The 21,347-nt window shown below is 60.2% G+C and carries 21 protein-coding genes and 1 pseudogene; 14 read left to right on the top strand and 8 right to left on the bottom strand.

Features of this window, described 5'->3' with window-relative positions:
• Positions 1-32 precede the first annotated feature (32 nt).
• The 3 genes from phaZ to CLU80_RS15550 all read left to right on the top strand — a co-directional run bounded on the left by phaZ (position 33) and on the right by CLU80_RS15550 (position 3,360).
• Positions 33-887, top strand: coding sequence for a poly(3-hydroxyalkanoate) depolymerase (gene phaZ / locus CLU80_RS15560; RefSeq protein WP_034152967.1), 855 nt, complete (start codon positions 33-35; stop codon positions 885-887).
• 139 nt (positions 888-1,026) lie between these two features.
• Positions 1,027-2,709 (top strand): class II poly(R)-hydroxyalkanoic acid synthase, encoded by a 1,683-nt coding sequence (gene phaC / locus CLU80_RS15555; protein WP_099757772.1) that lies wholly within the window; start codon positions 1,027-1,029, stop codon positions 2,707-2,709.
• Between the two features lie 30 nt (positions 2,710-2,739).
• Positions 2,740-3,360 carry a TetR/AcrR family transcriptional regulator gene (locus tag CLU80_RS15550; RefSeq protein WP_093430069.1) on the top strand — a complete coding sequence of 207 codons (621 nt, stop codon included), beginning with the start codon at positions 2,740-2,742 and terminating at the stop codon, positions 3,358-3,360.
• 271 nt (positions 3,361-3,631) lie between these two features.
• On the opposite strand, the gene CLU80_RS15545 is transcribed toward CLU80_RS15550, so the two are convergent.
• From CLU80_RS15545 to CLU80_RS15535, 3 genes are all read right to left on the bottom strand, one after another.
• Positions 3,632-4,543 (bottom strand): phasin family protein, encoded by a 912-nt coding sequence (locus tag CLU80_RS15545; protein WP_099757771.1) that lies wholly within the window; start codon positions 4,541-4,543, stop codon positions 3,632-3,634.
• A gap of 10 nt (positions 4,544-4,553) precedes the next feature.
• Complete coding sequence (locus CLU80_RS15540; RefSeq protein ID WP_099757770.1) at positions 4,554-4,976, bottom strand: phasin family protein; 423 nt, start codon at positions 4,974-4,976, stop codon at positions 4,554-4,556.
• Positions 4,977-5,207: 231 nt separating this feature from the next.
• Positions 5,208-5,483: a polyhydroxyalkanoic acid system family protein gene (locus CLU80_RS15535; RefSeq protein ID WP_099757769.1), complete on the bottom strand. Its 276-nt coding sequence runs from the start codon at positions 5,481-5,483 to the stop codon at positions 5,208-5,210.
• Positions 5,484-5,649: 166 nt separating this feature from the next.
• On the opposite strand from CLU80_RS15535, the gene ubiE reads away from it, so the two are divergent.
• From ubiE to CLU80_RS30665, 11 genes and pseudogenes are all read left to right on the top strand, one after another.
• Entirely contained in the window at positions 5,650-6,420 is a 771-nt protein-coding gene (ubiE, locus tag CLU80_RS15530; RefSeq protein WP_008080626.1) for a bifunctional demethylmenaquinone methyltransferase/2-methoxy-6-polyprenyl-1,4-benzoquinol methylase UbiE, read from the top strand.
• Entirely contained in the window at positions 6,420-7,043 is a 624-nt protein-coding gene (locus CLU80_RS15525; RefSeq protein WP_007909360.1) for a ubiquinone biosynthesis accessory factor UbiJ, read from the top strand. Before ubiE ends, CLU80_RS15525 begins: the two co-directional genes overlap by 1 nt.
• Complete coding sequence (gene ubiB, locus CLU80_RS15520; RefSeq protein ID WP_016984603.1) at positions 7,040-8,644, top strand: ubiquinone biosynthesis regulatory protein kinase UbiB; 1,605 nt, start codon at positions 7,040-7,042, stop codon at positions 8,642-8,644. Before CLU80_RS15525 ends, ubiB begins: the two co-directional genes overlap by 4 nt.
• Positions 8,645-8,725: 81 nt before the next feature.
• Positions 8,726-9,127, top strand: a complete 402-nt coding sequence (gene hisI, locus CLU80_RS15515) for a phosphoribosyl-AMP cyclohydrolase (RefSeq protein ID WP_099757768.1) — start codon at positions 8,726-8,728, stop codon at positions 9,125-9,127.
• A complete protein-coding gene (locus tag CLU80_RS15510; protein ID WP_099757767.1) occupies positions 9,120-9,452 on the top strand; it encodes a phosphoribosyl-ATP diphosphatase in 333 nt (110 codons plus the stop codon). Before hisI ends, CLU80_RS15510 begins: the two co-directional genes overlap by 8 nt.
• A gap of 25 nt (positions 9,453-9,477) precedes the next feature.
• Positions 9,478-9,759, top strand: a complete 282-nt coding sequence (locus CLU80_RS15505) for a twin-arginine translocase TatA/TatE family subunit (protein WP_003220847.1) — start codon at positions 9,478-9,480, stop codon at positions 9,757-9,759.
• A 10-nt stretch (positions 9,760-9,769) separates the two neighbouring features.
• A complete protein-coding gene (gene tatB, locus CLU80_RS15500; RefSeq protein WP_093430066.1) occupies positions 9,770-10,246 on the top strand; it encodes a Sec-independent protein translocase protein TatB in 477 nt (158 codons plus the stop codon).
• Positions 10,243-11,034, top strand: a complete 792-nt coding sequence (gene tatC / locus CLU80_RS15495) for a twin-arginine translocase subunit TatC (protein ID WP_093430065.1) — start codon at positions 10,243-10,245, stop codon at positions 11,032-11,034. Before tatB ends, tatC begins: the two co-directional genes overlap by 4 nt.
• Positions 11,031-11,738, top strand: coding sequence for a 16S rRNA (uracil(1498)-N(3))-methyltransferase (locus CLU80_RS15490; protein ID WP_099757766.1), 708 nt, complete (start codon positions 11,031-11,033; stop codon positions 11,736-11,738). Before tatC ends, CLU80_RS15490 begins: the two co-directional genes overlap by 4 nt.
• A gap of 90 nt (positions 11,739-11,828) precedes the next feature.
• Positions 11,829-12,890: pseudogene (locus tag CLU80_RS30670) on the top strand (methyl-accepting chemotaxis protein); the annotation flags it as partial.
• Positions 12,873-13,745 carry a methyl-accepting chemotaxis protein gene (locus CLU80_RS30665; protein WP_371748299.1) on the top strand — a complete coding sequence of 291 codons (873 nt, stop codon included), beginning with the start codon at positions 12,873-12,875 and terminating at the stop codon, positions 13,743-13,745. The pseudogene CLU80_RS30670 and the gene CLU80_RS30665, both read left to right, overlap by 18 nt.
• 154 nt (positions 13,746-13,899) lie before the next feature.
• Here CLU80_RS30665 and CLU80_RS15480 read toward each other — a convergent pair whose 3' ends face one another.
• The 5 genes from CLU80_RS15480 to CLU80_RS15460 form a co-directional block, all read right to left on the bottom strand.
• Positions 13,900-14,634: an amino acid ABC transporter ATP-binding protein gene (locus CLU80_RS15480; protein ID WP_093430062.1), complete on the bottom strand. Its 735-nt coding sequence runs from the start codon at positions 14,632-14,634 to the stop codon at positions 13,900-13,902.
• Entirely contained in the window at positions 14,627-15,586 is a 960-nt protein-coding gene (locus CLU80_RS15475) for an amino acid ABC transporter permease (RefSeq protein ID WP_095120740.1), read from the bottom strand. Before CLU80_RS15475 ends, CLU80_RS15480 begins: the two co-directional genes overlap by 8 nt.
• A 129-nt stretch (positions 15,587-15,715) precedes the next feature.
• Positions 15,716-16,513, bottom strand: coding sequence for a transporter substrate-binding domain-containing protein (locus CLU80_RS15470; RefSeq protein WP_093430341.1), 798 nt, complete (start codon positions 16,511-16,513; stop codon positions 15,716-15,718).
• Positions 16,514-16,759: 246 nt separating this feature from the next.
• Complete coding sequence (mdoH, locus tag CLU80_RS15465; RefSeq protein WP_099757765.1) at positions 16,760-19,330, bottom strand: glucans biosynthesis glucosyltransferase MdoH; 2,571 nt, start codon at positions 19,328-19,330, stop codon at positions 16,760-16,762.
• Entirely contained in the window at positions 19,323-21,104 is a 1,782-nt protein-coding gene (locus CLU80_RS15460; protein WP_175559550.1) for a glucan biosynthesis protein G, read from the bottom strand. Before CLU80_RS15460 ends, mdoH begins: the two co-directional genes overlap by 8 nt.
• Positions 21,105-21,347: the final 243 nt, after the last annotated feature.

Below are 21,347 nucleotides of genomic sequence, written 5' to 3'. Positions count from 1 at the left end.
GGGGTGTACTTGAAATCCACAGGGCCTGACGCATGCCGCAACCGTTCATATTCCGTACCGTCGATCTGGATGGTCAAACCCTCCGCACGGCGGTGCGCCCCGGCAAGCCTCACTTGACGCCCTTGCTGATTTTCAACGGCATTGGCGCCAACCTGGAGCTGGTATTTCCGTTTGTCGCGGCGCTGGACCCGGATCTGGAAGTGATCGCCTTTGACGTGCCCGGTGTCGGCGGCTCCTCGACGCCGAACCGGCCATATCGTTTTCCCGGTCTGGCCAAGCTGACGTCGCGCATGCTCGATTATCTCGACTACGGGCAGGTCAACGTCATCGGCGTGTCGTGGGGCGGCGCACTTGCGCAGCAGTTCGCCTACGACTACCCCGAGCGCTGCAAGAAACTGGTGCTGGCGGCCACCGCTGCCGGTGCCGTGATGGTGCCGGGCAAACCGAAAGTGCTGTGGATGATGGCCAGTCCGCGGCGCTACATTCAGCCGTCCCACGTGATCCGTATCGCCCCGCTGATCTATGGCGGCTCGTTCCGCCGCGACCCGACCCTGGCGGCCAGCCACGCGGCGAAAGTGCGTTCGGCGGGCAAGCTCGGTTATTACTGGCAACTGTTCGCCGGCCTCGGCTGGACCAGCATTCACTGGCTGCACAAGATCCATCAGCCGACGCTGGTGCTGGCCGGTGATGACGATCCGCTGATCCCGCTGATCAACATGCGCATGCTCGCCTGGCGCATTCCCAACGCGCAACTGCACATCATCGACGACGGCCACCTGTTCCTGATTACCCGCGCCGAAGCGGTGGCGCCGATCATCATGAAATTCCTCCAGGAGGAACGTCAGCGGGCGGTGATGCACCCGCATCCGACACCGCTCGGCGGCTAACCCCGGCGGCAGGCTTTATGCAAGCCTTTAGTAAAGAGTGCGCGGCAGGACGCCGCGCAGGCAGCAACCCGTAACAGCGTCTATGGTGTTCTGGTTCGGTGAGTTTGTTTTTGGCCTGAAGACGAAGGAGTGTTGAGTCATGCGCGACAAACCAGCGACGGGCGTAGTGCCCAGCCCCGCCGTGTTCATCAATGCACAAAGTGCGATCACCGGCCTGCGTGGCCGGGACCTGATCTCGACCTTGCGCAGCGTGGCAGCCCATGGCCTGCGTAACCCGATCCACAGTGCGAAGCATGCCTTGAAACTCGGCGGTCAATTGGGCCGCGTGCTGCTTGGCGAAACCCTGCACCCGACCAATCCGAACGACAGCCGTTTCGCTGATCCGGCGTGGAGCCTCAATCCATTCTACCGGCGCAGCCTGCAGGCCTATCTGGCCTGGCAAAAACAGGTCAAAAGCTGGATCGACGAAAGCAACATGAGCGATGACGATCGCGCCCGCGCGCATTTCGCCTTCACCCTGCTCAACGACGCTGTGGCGCCGTCGAACACCTTGCTCAACCCGCTGGCGGTCAAGGAGCTGTTCAACTCCGGCGGGCACAGCCTGGTGCGCGGCCTCAGTCATTTGTTCGATGATCTGCTGCACAACGACGGCCTGCCACGTCAGGTGACCAAACAGGCTTTCGAGGTCGGCAAGACCGTCGCCACCACCACCGGCTCGGTGGTGTTTCGCAACGATTTGCTTGAGCTGATCCAGTATCGACCGATGAGCGAAAAGCAGTACGCCAAGCCGCTGCTGGTGGTGCCGCCGCAAATCAACAAGTACTACATTTTCGACCTCAGCCCACATAACAGCTTCGTCCAGTACGCACTGAAAAACGGCCTGCAGACCTTCATGATCAGTTGGCGCAACCCGGATGTACGCCATCGCGAATGGGGCCTGTCGACGTATGTCGAGGCGGTGGAAGAGGCGATGAACATCTGCCGGGCGATCACCGGCGCCCGCGAAGTCAACCTGATGGGCGCCTGCGCTGGCGGCCTGACCATCGCCGCCCTGCAAGGGCATTTGCAGGCCAAGCGGCAACTGCGCCGCGTCTCCAGTGCGACCTACCTGGTCAGCCTGCTCGACAGCCAGATCGAAACTCCGGCCACCCTCTTCGCTGATGAACAAACCCTCGAAGCCGCCAAACGCCGCTCGTACCAGAAAGGCGTGCTCGACGGGCGCGACATGGCCAAGGTCTTCGCCTGGATGCGCCCCAACGATTTGATCTGGAGCTACTTCGTCAACAATTACCTGCTGGGCAAAGAGCCGCCGGCCTTCGACATCCTCTACTGGAACAACGACAACACCCGTCTGCCAGCGGCATTTCACGGCGACCTGCTGGACTTCTTCAAGCACAACCCACTGACCCATCCGGGCGGGCTGGAAGTGTGCGGCACGCCGATCGACCTGCAGAAAGTCACCGTCGACAGTTTCAGCGTCGCCGGCATGAACGACCACATCACGCCGTGGGATGCGGTGTATCGCTCAACCCTGCTGCTCGGTGGCGAACGGCGTTTCGTGCTGTCCAACAGCGGCCACGTGCAGAGCATTCTCAACCCGCCGAGCAACCCGAAAGCTGCCTATATCGAGAACGGCAAGATGAGCAGCGACCCGCGTGCCTGGTACTACGATGGTAAACACGTCGATGGCAGTTGGTGGCCGCAGTGGCTGGAGTGGATTCAACAGCGCTCCGGCGCCCAGCACGAAACCACGTTTACCCTCGGCAGCCCGAACTATCCACCGATGGAGGCAGCGCCCGGTACTTACGTGCGTGTGCGCTGACGCTTAACCGAACTTTTCTAAGAAGACTGGATGAAAACCCGCGACCGGATTCTCGAATGTGCTTTGCAACTGTTCAACGAAAAGGGCGAGCCGAACGTCTCCACCATGGAGGTGGCCAACGAAATGGGGATCAGCCCGGGCAACCTCTACTACCACTTCCACGGCAAGGAACCGCTGATTCTCGGCTTGTTCGAACGCTTCCAGAGTGAACTGGCGCCACTGCTCGATCCGCCCTCGGATGTGGAACTGGCGCCGGAAGATTACTGGCTGTTTTTGCATTTGATCGTCGAGCGGTTGGCGCAGTACCGCTTTCTGTTCCAGGACCTGTCGAACCTCGCCGGGCGCTTGCCAAAACTGGCCAAGGGCATTCGCCATTTGCTCAATGCACTGAAGCGCACACTGGCGTCGTTGCTCGCGCGGTTGAAGGCTTCGGGACAACTGGTCAGTGATACGCAGGCGTTGGGGCAACTGGTGGAGCAGATCACCATGACGTTGCTGTTTTCGCTGGATTATCAGCGGATTCTGGATCGTGAGGGTGAGGTCAGGTTGGTGGTTTACCAGATCATGATGCTGGTAGCGCCGCATTTGCTGCCGCCGGTGAAAGTCGCGACCGAAAGGATGGCTCTGCAATACCTTGAAGATCACGACTGAAATCAAAAGCCCCTCACCCTAGCCCTCCCGAAACGTCGGACCGCCCGGAGGGAGAGGGGACTGATTGGGGGATGCTGATGAGCTACACCGACCTGAAAGGGTTTTGTTGAATCCATAATCGACTCGATCGTTCAGGTCGACGTACGACGCAAGACACCTCGTTCGGCCCCCTCTCCCTCTGGGAGAGGGCTGGGGTGAGGGGCGGCCTTGAAATGCACAAACAAAAACGCCCGACCTTCACAGGCCGGGCGTTTTGTTTTGCCCTGAAGAATCAGGACTGACTGGTTGGCGTCGACGGGGTCGATGCAGCAGTCGGGGTGGCCGCCGGAGTCGGTGCTGCGGCGGAATTCGACGCACTCACCGGAGCTGCCGGAGCGGCAGGTTTGGCTGCAGCAGGTGCGGCCGGTTTCGGCGCAGCGGCTTTCGGCGCGGCCGGTTTTTTCACTGCCGGTTTTTTCGCCGCAGCAGGTTTCGCTGCAGGCTTGGCGGCAGCAGTTTTCGCTACTGGCTTGGCGGCGGGTTTCGCTGCAGTTTTGGCCGCAGGTTTAGCTGCCGGCTTGGCAGCGGCTTTGGCGGCAACCGGTTTGGCTGCGGCTTTGGCTGCAGGCTTGGCGGCTGCGGTTTTCGCTGCTGGCTTGGCCGCGGCTTTAGCAGCAGGTTTAGCTGCCGCTTTGGCCAGTGGCTTGGCAGCCGACTTGGCTGCTGGTTTGGCCGCAGCCGTTTTCGCGGCCGGTTTTGCCGCAGCGGTTTTGGCCGCCACCGGTTGGGTTTTCAGACCGGTGAGTTTTTCGATCTGCTTGGTCAAGGTTTCCACCTTGCTATGCAGTGCTTTGACCTCATTGCGGCTCGGTACACCCAGGCGCGAGATTGCGCTGTTCAGGCGCTTGTCGAAAGCCCCTTCCAGCTCGTCCCATTTGCCCAGTGCGCGATCTTTCACGCCGCTGATGCGCGACTTGGCCGAAGAAGCGGAATCCTTGGCAGCGTCGACTTTTTTGCCGACTGCGGATTTGGTGAGCTTCTCGGCTTTCTCGCCGTCTTTGACCAATGTATCGAAGAGCTTGCTGCCGTCAGTGTCGATCTTCGAGTACACGCCTAAACCAGCCAGCCAGATTTTGCGGGAGTAGTCTTCGACTTTCCCGATCCACGAGCTGCCTTCTTTATCGGTGTTCTTTTTACCAGCCATCCCGTTCTCCTTAAGATTTACGCGCGACGCGTTCGAGCAATGCCGTCAGCTCATCGAGCTTAGCAGAGAGTGTCTCAACGTCATGTTTAGACGGAATGCCGATACGATTCAAGGCGCTTGCTACACGGGAGTCGAACGCCTTCTCGACCTTGTCGAGCTGAACTTCGACACGACCTTTGAACGAGCTGACTTCGCTCTTGGCTTCATCGATATCGGCGTTGGCCGCTTCGAGTTTTTCGGTGACGGCTTTTTTGCCTTTCTTTTCAACAGTTTGACCAGCCTTGATCAGCTCTTGAAAGTAGTCGCTGCCCTCTTGGCCGACCTTGGCGTAGGCACCCAGGCCTGCCAGCCAGATCTTGCGGGCATAGGATTTGACGTCGCTCAGAGCAGAAGTCGAAGCGTCGATTTTTTTCTTCAAAATGACTTTGGCCATGGTGCACCTCACGCGCAGAAGGTTTGAGGAACTGCCCGCGAAAGTGTCGGGCTCAGGCACAAAGTAAGGAGATAAATTAGAAACGGCACCCTAACAACTGACATAAAAGCTCGGGTGCAGCGCAAAAAAATGTAGGAGTGAGCCTGCTCGCGATAGCGGTCTTTCAATCAAATTTCTGGTGACTGACAGACCGCTATCGCGAGCAGGCTCACTCCTACAGGGGACCGTGTTTCAGACCAGAGCTTTGTCTAGGGCCTTCTCGATCTCGGCTTTGATCATGCCGCTCATGGCCGACATAATGATGCCCAACTCCACATCGACCTTGATCGAATCGTCCGCCACATGCACCGCGCCTTTCACGCCCGAGCGCTTGAGGTTCAGGGTATCGCCGGACCATTGCGGCTCCAGGCCATATTGATCGGAGAGTTTTTGCGCCAGCTTGTCGGCCTTCTCGCGGGCGGCTTCCTTACCCAGGTTGTGGGCACGCTCAACAGTGATTTTGGCCATTGATTGACTCCTGCTTTTTGAATGGGACGAAAAAGATGTGTCGGTAAATCTTGACCGCCGCTGCGGCAAATCGTCCCGAGGGTTGCCCATCTTACCTTTAGCCATTCCAAGACAAAGCATGGCTTGGGGATTAGAATGTCGCGCATTCTCTTTTGGTGACAGCGATATGACTGATCAGCGCAAAGGCAGCGATGCCGAACCCACCACTCACTTCGGCTTCAAAAACGTTCCGGAAAGCCAGAAAGCGGAAAAAGTCGCTGAAGTTTTCCACTCGGTAGCCGCGAAATACGACTTGATGAACGACCTTCTGTCGGGCGGCATGCACCGCCTGTGGAAGCGTTTCGCGATCGAACTGTCGGGCGTACGCAGCGGTAACCGCGTGCTGGACATCGCCGGCGGTACCGGTGACCTGACCAAAAAGTTCTCGCACCTGGTCGGCCCGACCGGTCAGGTGGTATTGGCCGACATCAACGAATCGATGCTCAAGGTCGGCCGTGACCGCCTGCTCGATCTGGGTGTCGCCGGCAACGTCGAATTCGTTCAGGCGGACGCGGAAAAACTGCCGTTCCCGGACAACCACTTCGACTGCGTGACCATCGCCTTCGGCCTGCGCAACGTGACGCACAAAGAAGACGCCCTGCGCTCGATGCTGCGTGTACTCAAGCCCGGCGGTCGTCTGCTGGTGCTGGAATTCTCCAAACCGACCAACGCGCTGATGTCGAAAGCCTACGACGCTTATTCGTTCGCCTTCATGCCGCTGATGGGCAAGCTGATCACCAACGACTCGGAAAGCTATCGCTACCTGGCCGAATCGATCCGCATGCATCCGAATCAGGAAACCCTGAAGTCGATGATGGTCGACGCCGGTTTCGACCGCGTGACCTATCACAACATGACCGCAGGCATCGTCGCCCTGCACCGTGGCATCAAGCCCTGATGTTGCTCACCGGGCTGCTCGCCAGCGTTGAACTCGGCCTCAACCGGGTGCTGCGTCTCGACAGCACGGCGCTGCCGCGGCTGGCGCATTTGACCGGCAAGGTGATTGCCGTCGACTGCCGCAGCCCGGCGCTGCAACTGTTCATCCTGCCGAGTGACGAAGGTCTGATGCTGGCCTCGCATTGGGAAACCGGTGTCGACTGCACCCTGCGTGCGCCGGCCTCGAGCCTGATCAAACTGGCCGTGAGCAAAGACAAGACCGCAGTGCTGCATGCCCCGGAAGTCGAGCTCGATGGCGACAGCGGCGTGCTGCTGGAGCTGGCCGGTGTGCTGCAAGACCTTGAGCTGGACTGGGAGTACGAACTCTCGCGCTGGCTCGGCCCGGTCGCCACGCAACTGGTCGGTGGCCATCTGCGCAGCCGCGCACGCTGGTATCAACAAGGATTTGCCAGCCTCAACCAGAACCTCGCCGAATACCTCGCCGAAGAATCGCGCACCCTCGTCGGGCAGCGCGAAGCCGAAGCGCGATTCAGCGAACTGGACCGGATCAAACTTGATCTGGAACGTCTCGAGGCGCGTTTCGAGCGCCTTTCCCGATCCCTCGACCCAAGCGATAACGCATGAAGCTGCTTGCCGTCCGCCGTCTGTTGCGCATCCAGCGCGTCGTGATCCGCTACCGCCTCGATGACCTGCTGTTCGATCTGCCGTTGCCGTGGTTCCTTCTGGCGCTGCGCTATGTGCTGCCGTGGCGCTGGTTCCCGCGCAAGCCGCTGGACCTGAGCCGGGGCGCGCGTCTGCGCTTGGCGTTGCAGGATCTCGGGCCGATTTTCATCAAGTTCGGGCAGATTCTTTCGACCCGCCGCGACCTGTTGCCGGAAGACATCGCCGATGAGCTGATGCTGTTGCAGGACCGCGTGCCGCCGTTCGACTCGCAGCTGTCGATCAAGCTGATCGAAGAACAGCTCGGCAAGAAGATCAGCGACGTGTTCAGCCGTTTCGACGTCGAACCGCTGGCCTCGGCCTCGGTGGCGCAGGTGCATGCCGCGCAGTTGAAAACCGGCGAAGAAGTCGTGGTCAAAGTGATCCGCCCGGGCCTGAAGCCGATCATTGCGCAGGATCTGGCGTGGCTGTTCATCCTCGCCCGCGCCGCCGAAAAGCTCTCGGCCGACGCGCGTCTGCTGCACCCGGTCGACGTGGTCCAGGACTACGAAAAAACCATCTACGACGAACTCGATCTGCTGCGCGAGGCGGCCAACGCCAGCCAGTTGAAGCGTAACTTCGAAGGTTCGCCGCTGCTCTACGTGCCGCAAGTCTATTGGGACTGGTGCCGGCCGAAAGTGCTGGTGATGGAGCGTATCTACGGCATCCAGGTCACCGATCTGGCGACACTTGCCGACCAGCGCACCGACATGAAAATGCTTGCCGAACGCGGTGTGGAGATTTTCTTCACCCAAGTGTTCCGCGACAGTTTCTTTCACGCCGACATGCACCCGGGCAACATCTTCGTCAGCACCGTCAATCCGTGGAGCCCGCAGTACATTGCGATCGATTGCGGCATCGTCGGCAGCCTGACCCCGGAAGACCAGGATTATCTGGCGCGCAACCTGTTCGCCTTCTTCAAGCGTGACTACCGCCGTGTGGCGCAACTGCACATCGATTCGGGCTGGGTGCCGGCGGAAACCAAACTCAACGAATTCGAAGCGGCGATCCGCACTGTGTGCGAACCGATCTTCGAAAAACCGTTAAAAGATATTTCATTTGGCCAGGTGCTGATGCGCCTGTTCCAGACTGCACGCCGCTTCAACATGGAAGTGCAGCCGCAACTGGTGCTGCTGCAAAAAACCTTGCTGAACATCGAAGGCCTCGGCCGTCAGCTGTACCCGGATCTGGATCTGTGGAACACCGCGCAGCCGTTCCTCGAACGCTGGATGCGCGAGCGCGTCAGCCCGAAAGCCTTGCTCGGCAACGTGCAGAGCCAGTTCGAACAACTGCCGCACCTGGCGAATATGGCCCGTGATCTGCTCGAACGCATGTCGCAGCCGCACGCCTACGACCCGCCGCCACCGTGGCACAAACGCAAGGACGACTGGTTCCTGCGCCTGCTCGGTTGCGCGCATCTGGCCGGTGGGGTGATCCTCGCCCTCGGTGGCCCGCTGCACGAATTGGGGCATTGGCCGGCTGGGATCATGGTGGCAGTCGGCTTGTATCTGGTCGTTCGCCGATAGCCAGTTTCGTGATCGACTGGCACACTGTTTCAATGCCTGAACCCGACTATTGAAGTGTGGGGTTCGCTGTCGGAGTCGAAGATGAAAAACTGGCTGGACGAGATCAAATGGGACGCTGATGGCCTGGTGCCGGCGATTGCCCAGGATCACAAGACCGGACGCGTGCTGATGATGGCCTGGATGAACCGCGAAGCGCTCGAACTGACCGCTGCGGAAAACCGTGCAATCTACTGGTCACGTTCCCGTGGCAAGCTGTGGCGCAAGGGCGAAGAGTCCGGCCATGTACAGACCTTGCATGAGATGCGTCTGGACTGTGACGCCGACGTGATCATCCTGATGGTTGAACAGATCGGCGACATCGCTTGCCATACCGGCCGTCAAAGCTGCTTTTACCGTGCCTTCGAAAACGGCGACTGGAAAACCGTCGACCCGGTTCTGAAAGACCCGCACGCCATTTATTCCGCAGGACACAAACATGAGTGACACCCTGACCCGCCTCGCTCAGGTACTTGAAGAGCGCAAAGGCGCAGCCGCCGATAGCTCCTATGTAGCTAGTCTGTATCACAATGGTTTGAACAAGATTCTGGAGAAAGTCGGCGAAGAGTCGGTCGAAACCATTATTGCCGCCAAGGATGCCGCCATCAGCGGCGACTGCAGCGACGTGATCTACGAGACCGCTGACCTGTGGTTCCACAGCATGGTCATGCTCGCCCAACTGGGGCAGCATCCGCAGGCCGTGCTGGATGAACTGGATCGCCGCTTCGGCCTGTCCGGACACGTCGAGAAAGCCTCGCGTCCGTCCGCCTGAACAACTTTTAGAGAGGAACAGCAACATGGGCATTTTTGACTGGAAACACTGGATCGTCATTCTGGTTGTCGTGGTGCTGGTGTTCGGCACCAAGAAACTGAAAAACCTCGGCACCGACGTTGGCGAGTCGATCAAGGGCTTCCGCAAAGCCATGAACGACGACGAAAAACCGGCCGCTGATCCAACCGTGACGCCTGCGCAGCCGGTGCCACCGGTGCAGCCGCAGGCCACCGCTCAGGCCAACCCGCCGCACACCATCGACGTGCAGGCGCAAAAAGTCGAAGAGCCGATCCGCAAAGACGTGTGAGCACTGACTAATGTTTGGTATCAGCTTCTCTGAACTGCTGCTCGTCGGCCTCGTCGCCCTGCTGGTGCTGGGCCCCGAGCGTCTGCCGGGCGCTGCGCGCACCGCTGGCCTGTGGGTCGGACGGCTGAAGCGCAGCTTCAACGCGATCAAACAGGAAGTTGAACGTGAAATCGGTGCCGACGAGATCCGTCGGCAACTGCACAACGAGCACATTCTGTCGCTGGAGCAGGAAGCGCGGAAGATTTTCAATCCGGTCCAGCAAGAGCCGGCGCCGGTTGAAGTTGAACATGTCGGGCAGCAGACGATTCATGCGCCAGCTGCACCCGTTGCGCCAGCACCGACACCTGCACCTGCACCTGCACCTACTGCCGTTGTAGCGCCGACAGAACCGGTGGCCGCAGAAACTTCGGTTGAACACGTGTCCCCAACCGCCGCGCCGATCACACCAGCGCCTCACGACCCAACATTGCCGCCGCGAGCCCCATGAGCGATCTCCCCGAAAACGACCAGCACATGCCGCTGGTTTCGCACCTCACCGAGTTGCGCACCCGCCTGCTGCGTTGTGTGGCGGCGATCTTCATCATCTTCGCCGGGCTGTTTGCGTTCACCCAGCAGATCTATACCTTTGTCTCGACCCCGCTGCGCCAGTACCTGCCGGTCGGCGCGACGATGATCGCCACCGACGTGTCGTCGCCGTTCCTGACGCCGCTGAAGCTGACGATGATGGTTTCGCTGTTCCTCGCGATCCCGGTGATCCTGCATCAGATCTGGGGCTTTATCGCGCCGGGCCTGTACAAACACGAGAAGCGCATTGCGGTGCCGCTGCTGGTCTCCAGCATTCTGCTGTTCTACACCGGCATGGCGTTCGCCTATTACTTCGTGTTCCCGCTGATCTTCAAGTTCTTCGCTGCCGCCACCCCGGCCGGCGTGGAAATGATGACCGACATCGCCAGTTACCTCGATTTCGTCATGACGCTGTTCTTCGCCTTCGGCGTGGCGTTCGAGATCCCGGTGGCTGTGGTGCTGCTGGTGTGGATCGGCGTGGTCGACGTCAAATACCTGAAGAAAATCCGCCCTTACGTGATCATCGGCTGCTTCGTGGTCGGCATGATCCTGACGCCGCCGGACATCTTCTCGCAGACCCTGCTGGCCGTGCCGATGTGGATGCTGTTCGAAATCGGCATCCTGTTCGGTGGTTTGATCAGCAAGCGCGAACGTCCGGAAGAGAACCCGGCCGACGACCACAACGACCAGCCGCCAGCGACCCAGGCATGAACCTGCTGTTGCTCGAAGAGGCCGATTTCATTGCGGCCGACCGCGTGGTGCTGCGTGATCGCCGCTTGACCCACATGCAGGAAGTCCACCGCTCGGAAGTCGGTGACAGCCTGCGCGTTGGCCGTATCAACGGGCTGATGGGTTCGGCTGAGCTGCTGCGCCTCGAAGCAGGTGAAGCCGAGCTGCGCGTCAGCCTCGATCAGCCACCACCAGCCAAGCTGCCGTTGACCCTGGTGCTGGCGCTGCCTCGCCCGAAAATGCTTCGCCGGGTATTCCAGACCGTCGCGACCATGGGCGTGTCGAAGGTGATCCTGGTCAACAGCTATCGGGTCGAGAAGAGTTTTTGGCAGACGCCGTTTCTGGAACCTGAAGCGATTCGTGAGCAACTGATCCTCGGCCTCGAACAGGCCCGCGACACCGTGCTGCCGGAAATCATCATCGAAAAACGCTTCAAGCCTTTCGTGGAAGACCGGTTGCCGGCGATCACCGACGGTACCCTCGGTCTGGTCGGCCACCCCGGCAACTATCCGCCGTGCCCACGCGCCTTGAGCGAACCGGTGACGTTGGCCATCGGCCCCGAAGGTGGCTGGATTCCTTACGAAATCGACCTGCTGGCCAAGTCCGGTCTGCAACCGGTGCAACTGGGCGAGCGCATCCTGCGCGTCGAAACCGCCGTCACCGCCCTGCTCGCCCGGCTCTTCTGATTCTGCGCATCGGATAAATTGTGTTACAGATTGCCATCACCCGGCCGATAACCTCTCCATAAGTCCAATTAGTGGTCGGGGAGTCGTCGCATGTACCGTTGGTTAGCCGAGAGTCTTGGAAACGTCAGCGTCAAACGCAAGCTGGGAATCGGTTTCGGCCTGGTGCTGTTGCTGACGCTGTTGATCACCTTCACCGGCTGGACCGGCATGAGCGGTATTATCAGCCGCGGTGACAAGCTCGGTTTTATCTCCAGCCTCAACGAACTGACCAAAGACCTGCGCCTCGCGCGTCTGGACTACGAAGCGCGCCGTGGCGAACAAGGTCCGGGCGTGGTCAACGACCTGCTCGGCAAGCTCGACAGCGGCCTGCAAACCGCGCGCAGCCTGATTGAACAGCCGTCCGACGCGGCGATGGTCGATCAACAACTGGCCGCCGTTGCCGAATACAAACGCGCTTTTGCCGACATGACCCAAGCCACCGTGCAGCGCGAAGACGCCCGCAGCAAGCTCGGCGCCAGTGCCGACAATGCCGTGGCGAAAGTCGCGGAAGTGGAAAAATCCATGCTGGCGGGTGACAGCGTCGCGCAATTCAACAGCGTGATCGAGCTGAGCAAACTGCTGCAGCAAGCACGCTATCAAGTACGCGGCTACACCTACAGCGGCAAGGCCGAAGCCGAGCAACCGGCGCTCGACGCCATCGACAACGCCCTGAAAAACCTCGACAGCCTGCCGGCCAAATTGCCGGAGCAGCACATCGCCAACCTGCAACAGGCTACCGCCTCGATCAAAGCCTATCGCGCAGCAGTTGCGCAGTTCCGCGACTCGCAGGTCAACAATGCCAAGGCCGCCGCGCGCATGTCGACGCAGGGCGACATCCTTATCGACGTCAGCAAGAAACTCACTGAATCGCAGACCATCGTTCGTGACACCGATGCCGCCCACGCCAAAAACATGCTGATCATCGCCACCTTGCTCGCCGTGGCTTTCGGCTTGCTTGCCGCCTGGGCAATCACCCGTCAGATCATCATCCCGCTGAACCAGACCCTGAAAGTCGCCGAGCGCGTGGCTGCCGGCGACCTGACCCACAACCTGGTTTCCCAGCGTCGCGACGAACTCGGCCAATTGCAGCGCTCGATGCAGAGCATGACCCAAGGCCTGCGTGAACTGGTCGGCGGGATCAGCGATGGCGTTACCCAGATCGCCAGCGCCGCTGAAGAACTCTCGGCGGTGACCGAGCAGACCAGCGCCGGGGTCAACAACCAGAAAATCGAGACCGATCAGGTTGCCACGGCCATGAACGAAATGGCCGCCACCGTGCAGGAAGTCGCGCGTAATGCCGAAGAAGCTTCCGAGGCCGCCGTCGCAGCCGACCAACAGGCTCGCGAAGGCGACAAAGTGGTGGGCGAAGCGATCGCGCAGATCGAGCGGCTGGCCGCTGAAGTCGGTCACTCGACCGAAGCCATGGGTGAACTGAAGCGCGAAAGCGACAAGATCGGCAGCGTCCTCGACGTGATCAAGTCGGTAGCGCAACAAACCAACCTGCTGGCCCTCAACGCCGCCATCGAAGCCGCGCGTGCCGGTGAAGCCGGACGTGGTTTCGCGGTAGTTGCCGACGAGGTGCGCAGCCTCGCCCAGCGCACGCAAAAATCCACCGAAGAGATCGAAGAGCTGATCGTCGGCCTGCAAAACGGTACCCAGCAAGTGGCAACGATCATGGACAACAGCCGCACCCTGACCGACAGCAGCGTTGAGCTGACCCGCCGTGCCGGTGGTTCGCTGGAAAGCATTACGCGCACCGTTTCGGCAATTCAGGCGATGAACCAGCAGATTGCGGCAGCGGCCGAGCAGCAGAGCGCGGTGGCGGAAGAGATCAACCGTAGCGTGCTGAATGTGCGGGACGTGTCGGATCAGACATCGGCGGCGAGTGAAGAGACCGCGGCGTCCAGCGTTGAGCTGGCGCGGCTGGGGACGCATCTGCAGATGCTGGTGGGGCGGTTCAAGGTTTGAGGTGATCCGAAAACCTCGATTCATTCAGAATCGAGGTGATGCCTTCGCGAGCAAGCTCGCTCCCACAGGATTTGTGTCGATCACAAAGGTTGTATTCGACCCATTCACTGTGGGAGCGAGCCTGCTCGCGAAGGCTTACTGACAGGCGCTGAAATTACAGAACCTGACGCAAGAAGGCCTGCGCGCGCGGATCCTTCGGTGCATCGAAGAACTCCGCCGGCGCGGCATCTTCCAGCAACTTGCCGTGATCGAAAAACAACACCCGATCCGCCACTTCCCGGGCAAAGCCCATTTCGTGGGTCACGCAGACCATGGTCATGCCTTCCACGGCCAGGTTCTTCATCACGTCCAGCACCTCGCCGACCATTTCCGGGTCGAGCGCCGAGGTCGGCTCATCGAACAGCATGACCTTCGGCTCCATCGCCAGCGCCCGGGCAATCGCCACGCGCTGTTGCTGACCACCGGACAGGCGTGACGGAAATTCGTTGGCCTTCTGCGCAATCCCGACCTTTTGCAGCAACTCCATCGCCTTGGCTTCGCGCTCTTGCTTGCCGCGCTTGCGCACGACTTTCTGCGCCAGACAGAGGTTTTCCAGCACGGTCATGTGCGGGAACAGGTTGAAATGCTGGAACACCATGCCGACTTCACGGCGGTAGGCGTTGACGTCGGTTTTCGGGTCGGCCAGTTGCAGGCCGTCGATGCTCACCGAGCCGGAATCGAATTCTTCCAGGCCATTGAGGCAGCGCAGGAAGGTCGACTTGCCGGAACCCGACGGGCCGATCACCACCAGCACTTCGCCTTTGGCGACCGTGGTGCTGACGTTATCCACCGCGCGCACCACTTGCCCACGGGTGTCGAAGACTTTTACCAGATCGCGGACTTCAATCACTTTGCGCGAGCCTCCGCTCAAGTCGGCTGGCGATTTTCGACAGCGGCAGGTTGATCAACAGGTACAGACCGGCGACGCAGAACAGGATTTCAAACGGCGAGAACGAGGTGGTGATGACTTCACGGCCGCTTTTCAGCAGCTCGGTGATGGCAATCACCGACACCAGCGAGGTGTCCTTGACCAGACTGATGAATTGCCCGGCCAGCGGTGGCAGCACGCGTTTGAACGCTTGCGGCAACACCACGTGGCGCATCGATTGACCGGCACTCAGACCGAGCGAACGCGCCGCTTCGTTCTGGCCACGGGCAATCGATTGCACGCCGGAGCGGATGATCTCCGCCACGTAGGCGCCAGTGAACAGCGACAGCGCGGCGATCCCGGCGAACTCGCGGGACAGGTTCATCACCGTGCCGATGAAGAAGTAGAAAATGAAGATCTGCACCAGCAACGGCGTACCGCGCACCAGTTCGACGTAGATCGTCGAGAGGTCGCGCAGGGTCGGGTTGTTCGACAGCCGGCAGAGGCCGGTGACCAGACCGATCAGCAAACCCAGGACACCGGAAACCACTGACAGCCAAAGCGTCGTCCACAGCCCCCACAACAGCGGGCCTGCTGCCCAATGCCGAGTCACGCCCACGACGTCACCTTCGGCGACATCGTCGCCCTGAGCGAATTGCAGGCTGTTCTCGTCGACGGTCAGGTGCTGCTCGTCACCGGCGTCATTACGCAGAGTGACTTGCGCGCTGCTGCCCTTGCGCACCAGTTCGGTGACGGTGGAAATGTCGGTGGCACGCTGGGTTTCCTCGGCCTGATAGGCGAAGTACTGCGGCACGCGATTCCAGCGCCATTCGTAGGACATCAGCGACGTCGCGTAATACAACGCGCCCGCGAGGCCGACCAGCACCAGCACGGTGAGGACGTGCCAGGGCCATTGGGCTTTTTTCTGTTTCATTGCAGGTTCCGGATTTTGTGTTGCTCTGGAGGGCCCCTTCGCGAGCAAGCTCGCTCCCACATTGGAATGCATTCCTCTGTGGGAGCGAGCTTGCTCGCGAATGGGGCGACTCGGTCTATCTGACCGGGCTTATTCCATGTCCTTGAGCCACTCGGTGCTCTTGAACCACTTGTCATGGATACGATCGTAGGTGCCGTCTTCGTGGATCTGGTGCAGGAAGTTGTTGATGAAGTTGAGGCTGTCGTAATCGCCCTTCTTCAGACCGAAGGCCAAAGGCTCGTAGGTGAATGGCTTGTCGAGGAACACCAGTTTGCCGGCGCCGACCTTGGTCACCGCAACGACGTTGTACGGCGCGTCGTAGATGAAGGCGTCAGCCTTGCCGTTGACCACGTCGAGCACGGCTTCCTGCTCGTTGTCGTAGCCGTGGTACTTGGCTTTGGAGATGAGCTTCTTGGCGACCATTTCACCGGTGGTGCCAAGCTTGGAGGTGATGCGGTAGTCGGCGCTGTTCAGGTCTTTGTACGACTTGATGGTGCCTTCCAGCTCCTTGCGGATCAGCAGGGTCTGGCCTACAACGATGAACGGTTCGCTGAAGTTCAGGCGCAGGTTACGTTCCTGAGTCAGGGTCATGCCGCTGCCGATCATGTCGAATTTGTCGGTCATCAGCGCCGGGATGATGCCGTCGTAACCGGTGGAAACCAGTTCCAGCTTGACGCCCATGGCCTTGGACATGGCTTTGAGGATGTCGACTTCGAAACCGATGATTTCGCCGCGTTTGTTGGTCATTTCAAACGGCATGTAGGTCGGATCCATACCGACTTTCAACGTGCCGCGCTTGACCGCGTCATCGATTGCGCCAGCCTGCGCCGCATTGACTGCAACCAGTGCCGTGACGCCGACCAGCAGCATCGACAGATACTTCTTCATCTTCAAGTCCCCAAAACCATTGCGTTTGCGGCGCGAAAACCAACAGTGACGGGCAAAAAAGCCCGGGTGCGCCAATTCGGGGACGGATGCTAACGCACTCGTTTTTTTGCACAAGGTTTAATGGACGATTTGTTTAACAATCAAGAGCTACCCCCTCACCCCAGCCCTCTCCCTCTGGGAGAGGGCTGGGGTGAGGGGATTTCGGCGGCCATAAAAAAAACCCGCTGAATCAGCGGGGTTTTTTCATCAGGCCGGCTGAGCCTGCAGGCTAACCGGTTGCAACGGCAGCAACGGCGCATGCGGATCGGCCTTCACCGAAGCGCGCCACGCATCCAGCCACTCGGCATGACCTTCGGCCCAGACCTGCTCATGCAGACGCGCCAGCGCCACAGGGTCGCTAAGCAATTGCAGGCGATCATGGTTGTTCAGCCCGGCTGGGCCAACCTTGATCGCGTGGCGCACACGCTCCTGACGCAACCACTCGATCGGCTCGGCCTGACCATGACGGGAAGTCGCCAGCGAGCACGCCAAAGCGTTCTGCTGAGGATCGACCACCGCGCGGACGAAGCCGTCGTTGAGGGCGTGGTAACGGTTTTCGTGGGTGTACTGGTCGGTTGCCAGCAGCGCCTGCGGCGGATTGTATTCCTCAGGGATGAGGAACAGGCTCTCGTCACGAGACTTCAGGCCCAGACCGACACGGCTGGAGATCACCGACACCGGGATCGACAGCATCAGCGAACCGACGATCGGCACCAGCCACCAGAGAAAGCTCGGGTTCAGCCAGATCACCAGCAGTGCCCAGCAGAAACCCAGCAGGGTCTGCGGACCGTGGCGTTTGACCGCTTCGCTCCAAGGCGTCGAGTCGTCGTCACGTTGCGGCGAATTCCAGGTCGCGGCCCAGCCGAGGAACGCGGCGAGGACGAAACGGGTGTGGAAAATCATCCGCACCGGCGCCAGCAGCATGGAGAACAGCATCTCCAGCAGCATCGACAAGGTCACCTTGAACTTGCCGCCGAACTCTTTCGCGCCCTTGGCCCAGATCAGAATGATGCTCAACAGTTTCGGCAGGAACAGCAGCACGATGGTCGTCGAGAACAGCGCGATCGCCTTGTCCGGGTGCCATTGTGGCCACAGCGGATAGAGCTGTCGCGGTTCGAGGAAGTACTGCGGCTCCATCAGCGTGTTCACCGCCAACAGCGCGGTCGACAACACCAGAAAGAAGAACCACAACGGCGCCGACAGGTACGACATTACGCCCGTCAGGAACACCGCACGGTGCACCGGGTGCATGCCTTTAACCAGGAACAGCCGGAAGTTCATCAGGTTACCGTGGCACCAGCGACGGTCACGCTTGAGTTCGTCGAGCAGGTTTGGCGGCAGTTCTTCGTAGCTGCCCGGCAGGTCGTAGGCAATCCACACGCCCCAACCGGCACGGCGCATCAGCGCGGCCTCAACAAAGTCGTGAGACAGGATCGCACCGGAGAACGCACCTTTACCCGGCAACGGCGCCAGGGCGCAGTGGTCGATAAACGGCTTCATGCGGATGATCGCGTTGTGACCCCAGTAATGGGATTCACCCAACTGCCAGAAGTGCAGACCGGCGGTAAACAGCGGGCCGTAAACGCGGGTGGCGAACTGCTGCATGCGCGCATACAGGGTGTCCATGCCCGACGCACGCGGCGCGGTCTGGATGATCCCGGCGTCCGGCGTGGCTTCCATCAAGCGCACCAGACTGGTCAGGCACTCACCGCTCATCACCGAGTCAGCGTCGAGCACGACCATGTACTTATAGTCACCGCCCCAGCGACGGCAGAAGTCGTCAAGGTTGCCGCTCTTGCGTTTCACACGACGGCGACGACGGCGATAGAAGATCTTGCCGAAGCCTTTGGCTTCGCGGCAGACATCCAGCCAGGCCTGTTGCTCGGCGACACAGATGTCGGTGTCGTTACTGTCGCTGAGAACGAAGAAGTCGAAGCGGTCCAGATCACCGGTGGCAGCGACCGACTCGAACGTCGCCCGCAAACCGGCGAACACACGCGGCACGTCTTCGTTGCAGATCGGCATGACCAGCGCGGTACGCGCGTCTTTGGCAATCGGCTCGTTACCGGCGCTTTTGCCGGAGATACGATATTTATCGTGACCGGTGAGCAACTCGAGGAAGCCCATCAACGCGGTCCAGAAACCCGCCGATACCCAGCAGAACAGAATCCCGAACAGAATCAGGATGCTGGTTTGCAGCGCATACGGCAGCACTTGCGTAGCGGTTTGCAGCAGCGGCTGGTGCAGGACTTCTTCGAGGTCGACGAACGACCAGCCCTGGTACGGCATGATGCCTTTCATGTACCAGCCGGCGACGATGGTCTGGCCAAGCATCAGCAGCAACAGAATGTAGCGACGGATCGAACCGACGGTGCGCCAGCGCGCGGCCGGCAGGACGTTTTCGTCCTTTGGCGGCTGCGGCGGATTGGTGCGACCGGTCATACGGCGCCAGCCACGCACCAGAATATTGGTGCGCCACGGCTCCGGCACGACCTTGGTCCGACGGATCGGCGGCGTTGCCTTCATGCTGACGCGACCGCTGGCGTCGAGCACCAGCATCTCCGCGTCTTCAAGATCTTCGGCGGTGCTGAGGATCAGGCGCTTGCCCACCGAAGCCTGGGCGGCCTCGGCAGGTGCGTCGAACGTTGAAGACGACAGGCGTTCATGCAGCTCGCTGAACGACTGGCAGCCCGCGAGTTCCGCGCGCTGCTCGTCGGTCATCGGCAGATGCGCCAGATACTCGGACAGAGTCTCTGGCTGTACTTGAGAGTTACTCATCGGCAGGCAACTGATAGCTCCAGGTCTCGGTCAGGACTTCTTCAGTCGGTGCCGATTCCGGTGTGGCTGGGGCCGCGTCCGCAGCGGCTGGCTGCTTGGCGTCTTTATTAGCCTTGTCCTTGGCATCTGCAGCTGGCTTGGCGTCGGCCTGTTTGGCCTCGGCGGCCTTGGCTTCCTTGTCGAGTTTCTCTTGTTGCTTGGCGGCAACCTTGTCGGCCTTGGCGACGGACGAGTTGGACGCCGGCACCGATTTCGCCAGATCAGCAGTCACGACTGGCTGAACCAGGGCGGCACGCATCTCGGTCGACTTGCTCGCGTCCTTGATCTTCATGCGCAAGGTCAAACGCCAGCCCTTGGTTTCCGGGTTGTAGCGCACGCTGTTCTCGACCAGCTCGGCGTTGTCGCCGACGCTGACCTGACTGCGTACGTCAGCATCCGGAGTCAGTGCAGCCAGCGACGGACCTTCGAAGTCGACCAGGTAGGCAACGCTGCCATCCGGCTGACGGATCAGGTTCGATTGCTTGACGTCACCGGTCGAACGCAGAGTCTGCGAAACCCAGGCGCTGTCCGGCGCATGAATCGCCGCTTCGTCCATGGTCCAGTGCATGCGGTAGGCGAAGTCCAGCGGCTGACCCGGCTCCGGCATTTTTTCCGGGCTCCAGAACGCAACGATGTTGTCGTTGGTTTCGTCGGCGGTCGGAATTTCTACCAGATCAACGGTGCCTTTGCCCCACTCGCCCTTCGGCTCGATCCAGGCGCTTGGGCGCTTGTCGTAGCGATCGTCGAGGTCTTCGTAGTGACTGAAGTCGCGGCCACGCTGCAGCAGACCGAAACCACGCGGGTTCTCGACGCTGAAGTTGCTCACGGCCAAATGTTTCGGGTTGTTCAACGGACGCCAGATCCACTCGCCGTTGCCGGCATGGATCGACAGACCGCTGGAGTCGTGCAGTTCACGACGGTAGTTGAGGACTTTCGACGGCTGGTTGGCGCCGAACAGGAACATGCTGGTCAGCGGTGCGATACCCAGCTTGCCGACCTTGTCACGCAGGAACATCTGCGCTTTGACGTCGACAATGGTGTCGCTGCCCGGACGCAGGATCAGACGGTAGGCACCGGTAGCGCGCGGCGAATCCAGCAGGGCGAAGATCACCAGGTGCTTATCGCCCGGCTTCGGCTGTTGAATCCAGAACTCGCGAAAGCGCGGGAACTCTTCACCCGACGGCAGCGCGGTATCAATCGCCAGGCCACGGGCCGAGAGGCCGTAGGTGTGGCCCTTGCCGACAACGCGGAAGTAACTCGCGCCGAGCATGGTCATGATTTCGTCTTGCTTGTCGGCCTTGTTGATCGGGTACAGCACACGGAAACCGGCATAACCCAGTTGTTCAGTGGCTTTCGGATCGAATTTCAGGTCGCCGAAATCAAAGCGGGTCGGATCGTATTTGATCTCTTCGACGGTGTTCGCTGTGATTTCGTTGATTTTCACCGGTGTATCGAAGTGCATACCCTGGTGATAGAAGGACAGTTTGAACGGGGTCTTCTGATCAGCCCACTCAGCCTTTTCGGTGAGGAAGCGGATTTTCTGATAGTCCGCGAACTTCATGTCGCGGAATTCGTTCGGCAGGTTGCTGCGCGGGGCTTCGAACTTCTGCCCGGCCAGCTCTTTGGCCTTGGCCGATACATCGTCAAGATTGAACGCCCAAAGCTGACCGGCGCTGAGCAGGCACAGGAGCGCCGAACCCGCTACCAGGGCACTTCGCATGCGTTTGGCAGACATTTTTGCTGCATTACAGGGACTAACAATCACGAGCAACCCTCGCCGAAAACAGATCAAAAAACCAACGGCCAGATGAAGTGCCTGTGAGGCTTTCGGCAGTGAAAAGCCGACCTTCCAGAGCACCCTTGCCAAGTTGGCGAGCATTGTTCCGACTCCGCTTGGGCAAAATGATTCCCCAATCGGATCCAGACAAGTCTCTACCTAAGTCAAAAATGAATCAGCGAACGCTGATCCCAGTGCGCG

Source organism: Pseudomonas sp. 29 (assembly GCF_002754355.1).
Taxonomy (GTDB): domain Bacteria; phylum Pseudomonadota; class Gammaproteobacteria; order Pseudomonadales; family Pseudomonadaceae; genus Aquipseudomonas; species Aquipseudomonas neuropathica.
The sequence above is the reverse complement of the archived record's forward strand: the minus strand, read 5'-3'. Positions and strand labels throughout refer to the sequence as shown.

Coding starts and splice junctions, on each gene's coding strand:
- phaZ (WP_034152967.1), top strand. CDS start 33: ATGCCGCAACCGTTCATATTCCGTACCGTCGATCTGGATGGTCAAACC.
- CLU80_RS15460 (WP_175559550.1), bottom strand. CDS start 21,104: ATGTCTGCCAAACGCATGCGAAGTGCCCTGGTAGCGGGTTCGGCGCTC.
- CLU80_RS15540 (WP_099757770.1), bottom strand. CDS start 4,976: ATGGCCAAAGTCATTTTGAAGAAAAAAATCGACGCTTCGACTTCTGCT.
- ubiE (WP_008080626.1), top strand. CDS start 5,650: ATGACTGATCAGCGCAAAGGCAGCGATGCCGAACCCACCACTCACTTC.
- CLU80_RS15470 (WP_093430341.1), bottom strand. CDS start 16,513: ATGAAGAAGTATCTGTCGATGCTGCTGGTCGGCGTCACGGCACTGGTT.
- CLU80_RS15505 (WP_003220847.1), top strand. CDS start 9,478: ATGGGCATTTTTGACTGGAAACACTGGATCGTCATTCTGGTTGTCGTG.
- CLU80_RS15525 (WP_007909360.1), top strand. CDS start 6,420: ATGTTGCTCACCGGGCTGCTCGCCAGCGTTGAACTCGGCCTCAACCGG.
- tatB (WP_093430066.1), top strand. CDS start 9,770: ATGTTTGGTATCAGCTTCTCTGAACTGCTGCTCGTCGGCCTCGTCGCC.
- CLU80_RS15535 (WP_099757769.1), bottom strand. CDS start 5,483: ATGGCCAAAATCACTGTTGAGCGTGCCCACAACCTGGGTAAGGAAGCC.
- mdoH (WP_099757765.1), bottom strand. CDS start 19,330: ATGAGTAACTCTCAAGTACAGCCAGAGACTCTGTCCGAGTATCTGGCG.
- ubiB (WP_016984603.1), top strand. CDS start 7,040: ATGAAGCTGCTTGCCGTCCGCCGTCTGTTGCGCATCCAGCGCGTCGTG.
- tatC (WP_093430065.1), top strand. CDS start 10,243: ATGAGCGATCTCCCCGAAAACGACCAGCACATGCCGCTGGTTTCGCAC.
- CLU80_RS15550 (WP_093430069.1), top strand. CDS start 2,740: ATGAAAACCCGCGACCGGATTCTCGAATGTGCTTTGCAACTGTTCAAC.
- CLU80_RS15545 (WP_099757771.1), bottom strand. CDS start 4,543: ATGGCTGGTAAAAAGAACACCGATAAAGAAGGCAGCTCGTGGATCGGG.
- CLU80_RS15490 (WP_099757766.1), top strand. CDS start 11,031: ATGAACCTGCTGTTGCTCGAAGAGGCCGATTTCATTGCGGCCGACCGC.
- phaC (WP_099757772.1), top strand. CDS start 1,027: ATGCGCGACAAACCAGCGACGGGCGTAGTGCCCAGCCCCGCCGTGTTC.
- CLU80_RS15475 (WP_095120740.1), bottom strand. CDS start 15,586: ATGAAACAGAAAAAAGCCCAATGGCCCTGGCACGTCCTCACCGTGCTG.
- CLU80_RS30665 (WP_371748299.1), top strand. CDS start 12,873: ATGCAGAGCATGACCCAAGGCCTGCGTGAACTGGTCGGCGGGATCAGC.
- hisI (WP_099757768.1), top strand. CDS start 8,726: ATGAAAAACTGGCTGGACGAGATCAAATGGGACGCTGATGGCCTGGTG.
- CLU80_RS15510 (WP_099757767.1), top strand. CDS start 9,120: ATGAGTGACACCCTGACCCGCCTCGCTCAGGTACTTGAAGAGCGCAAA.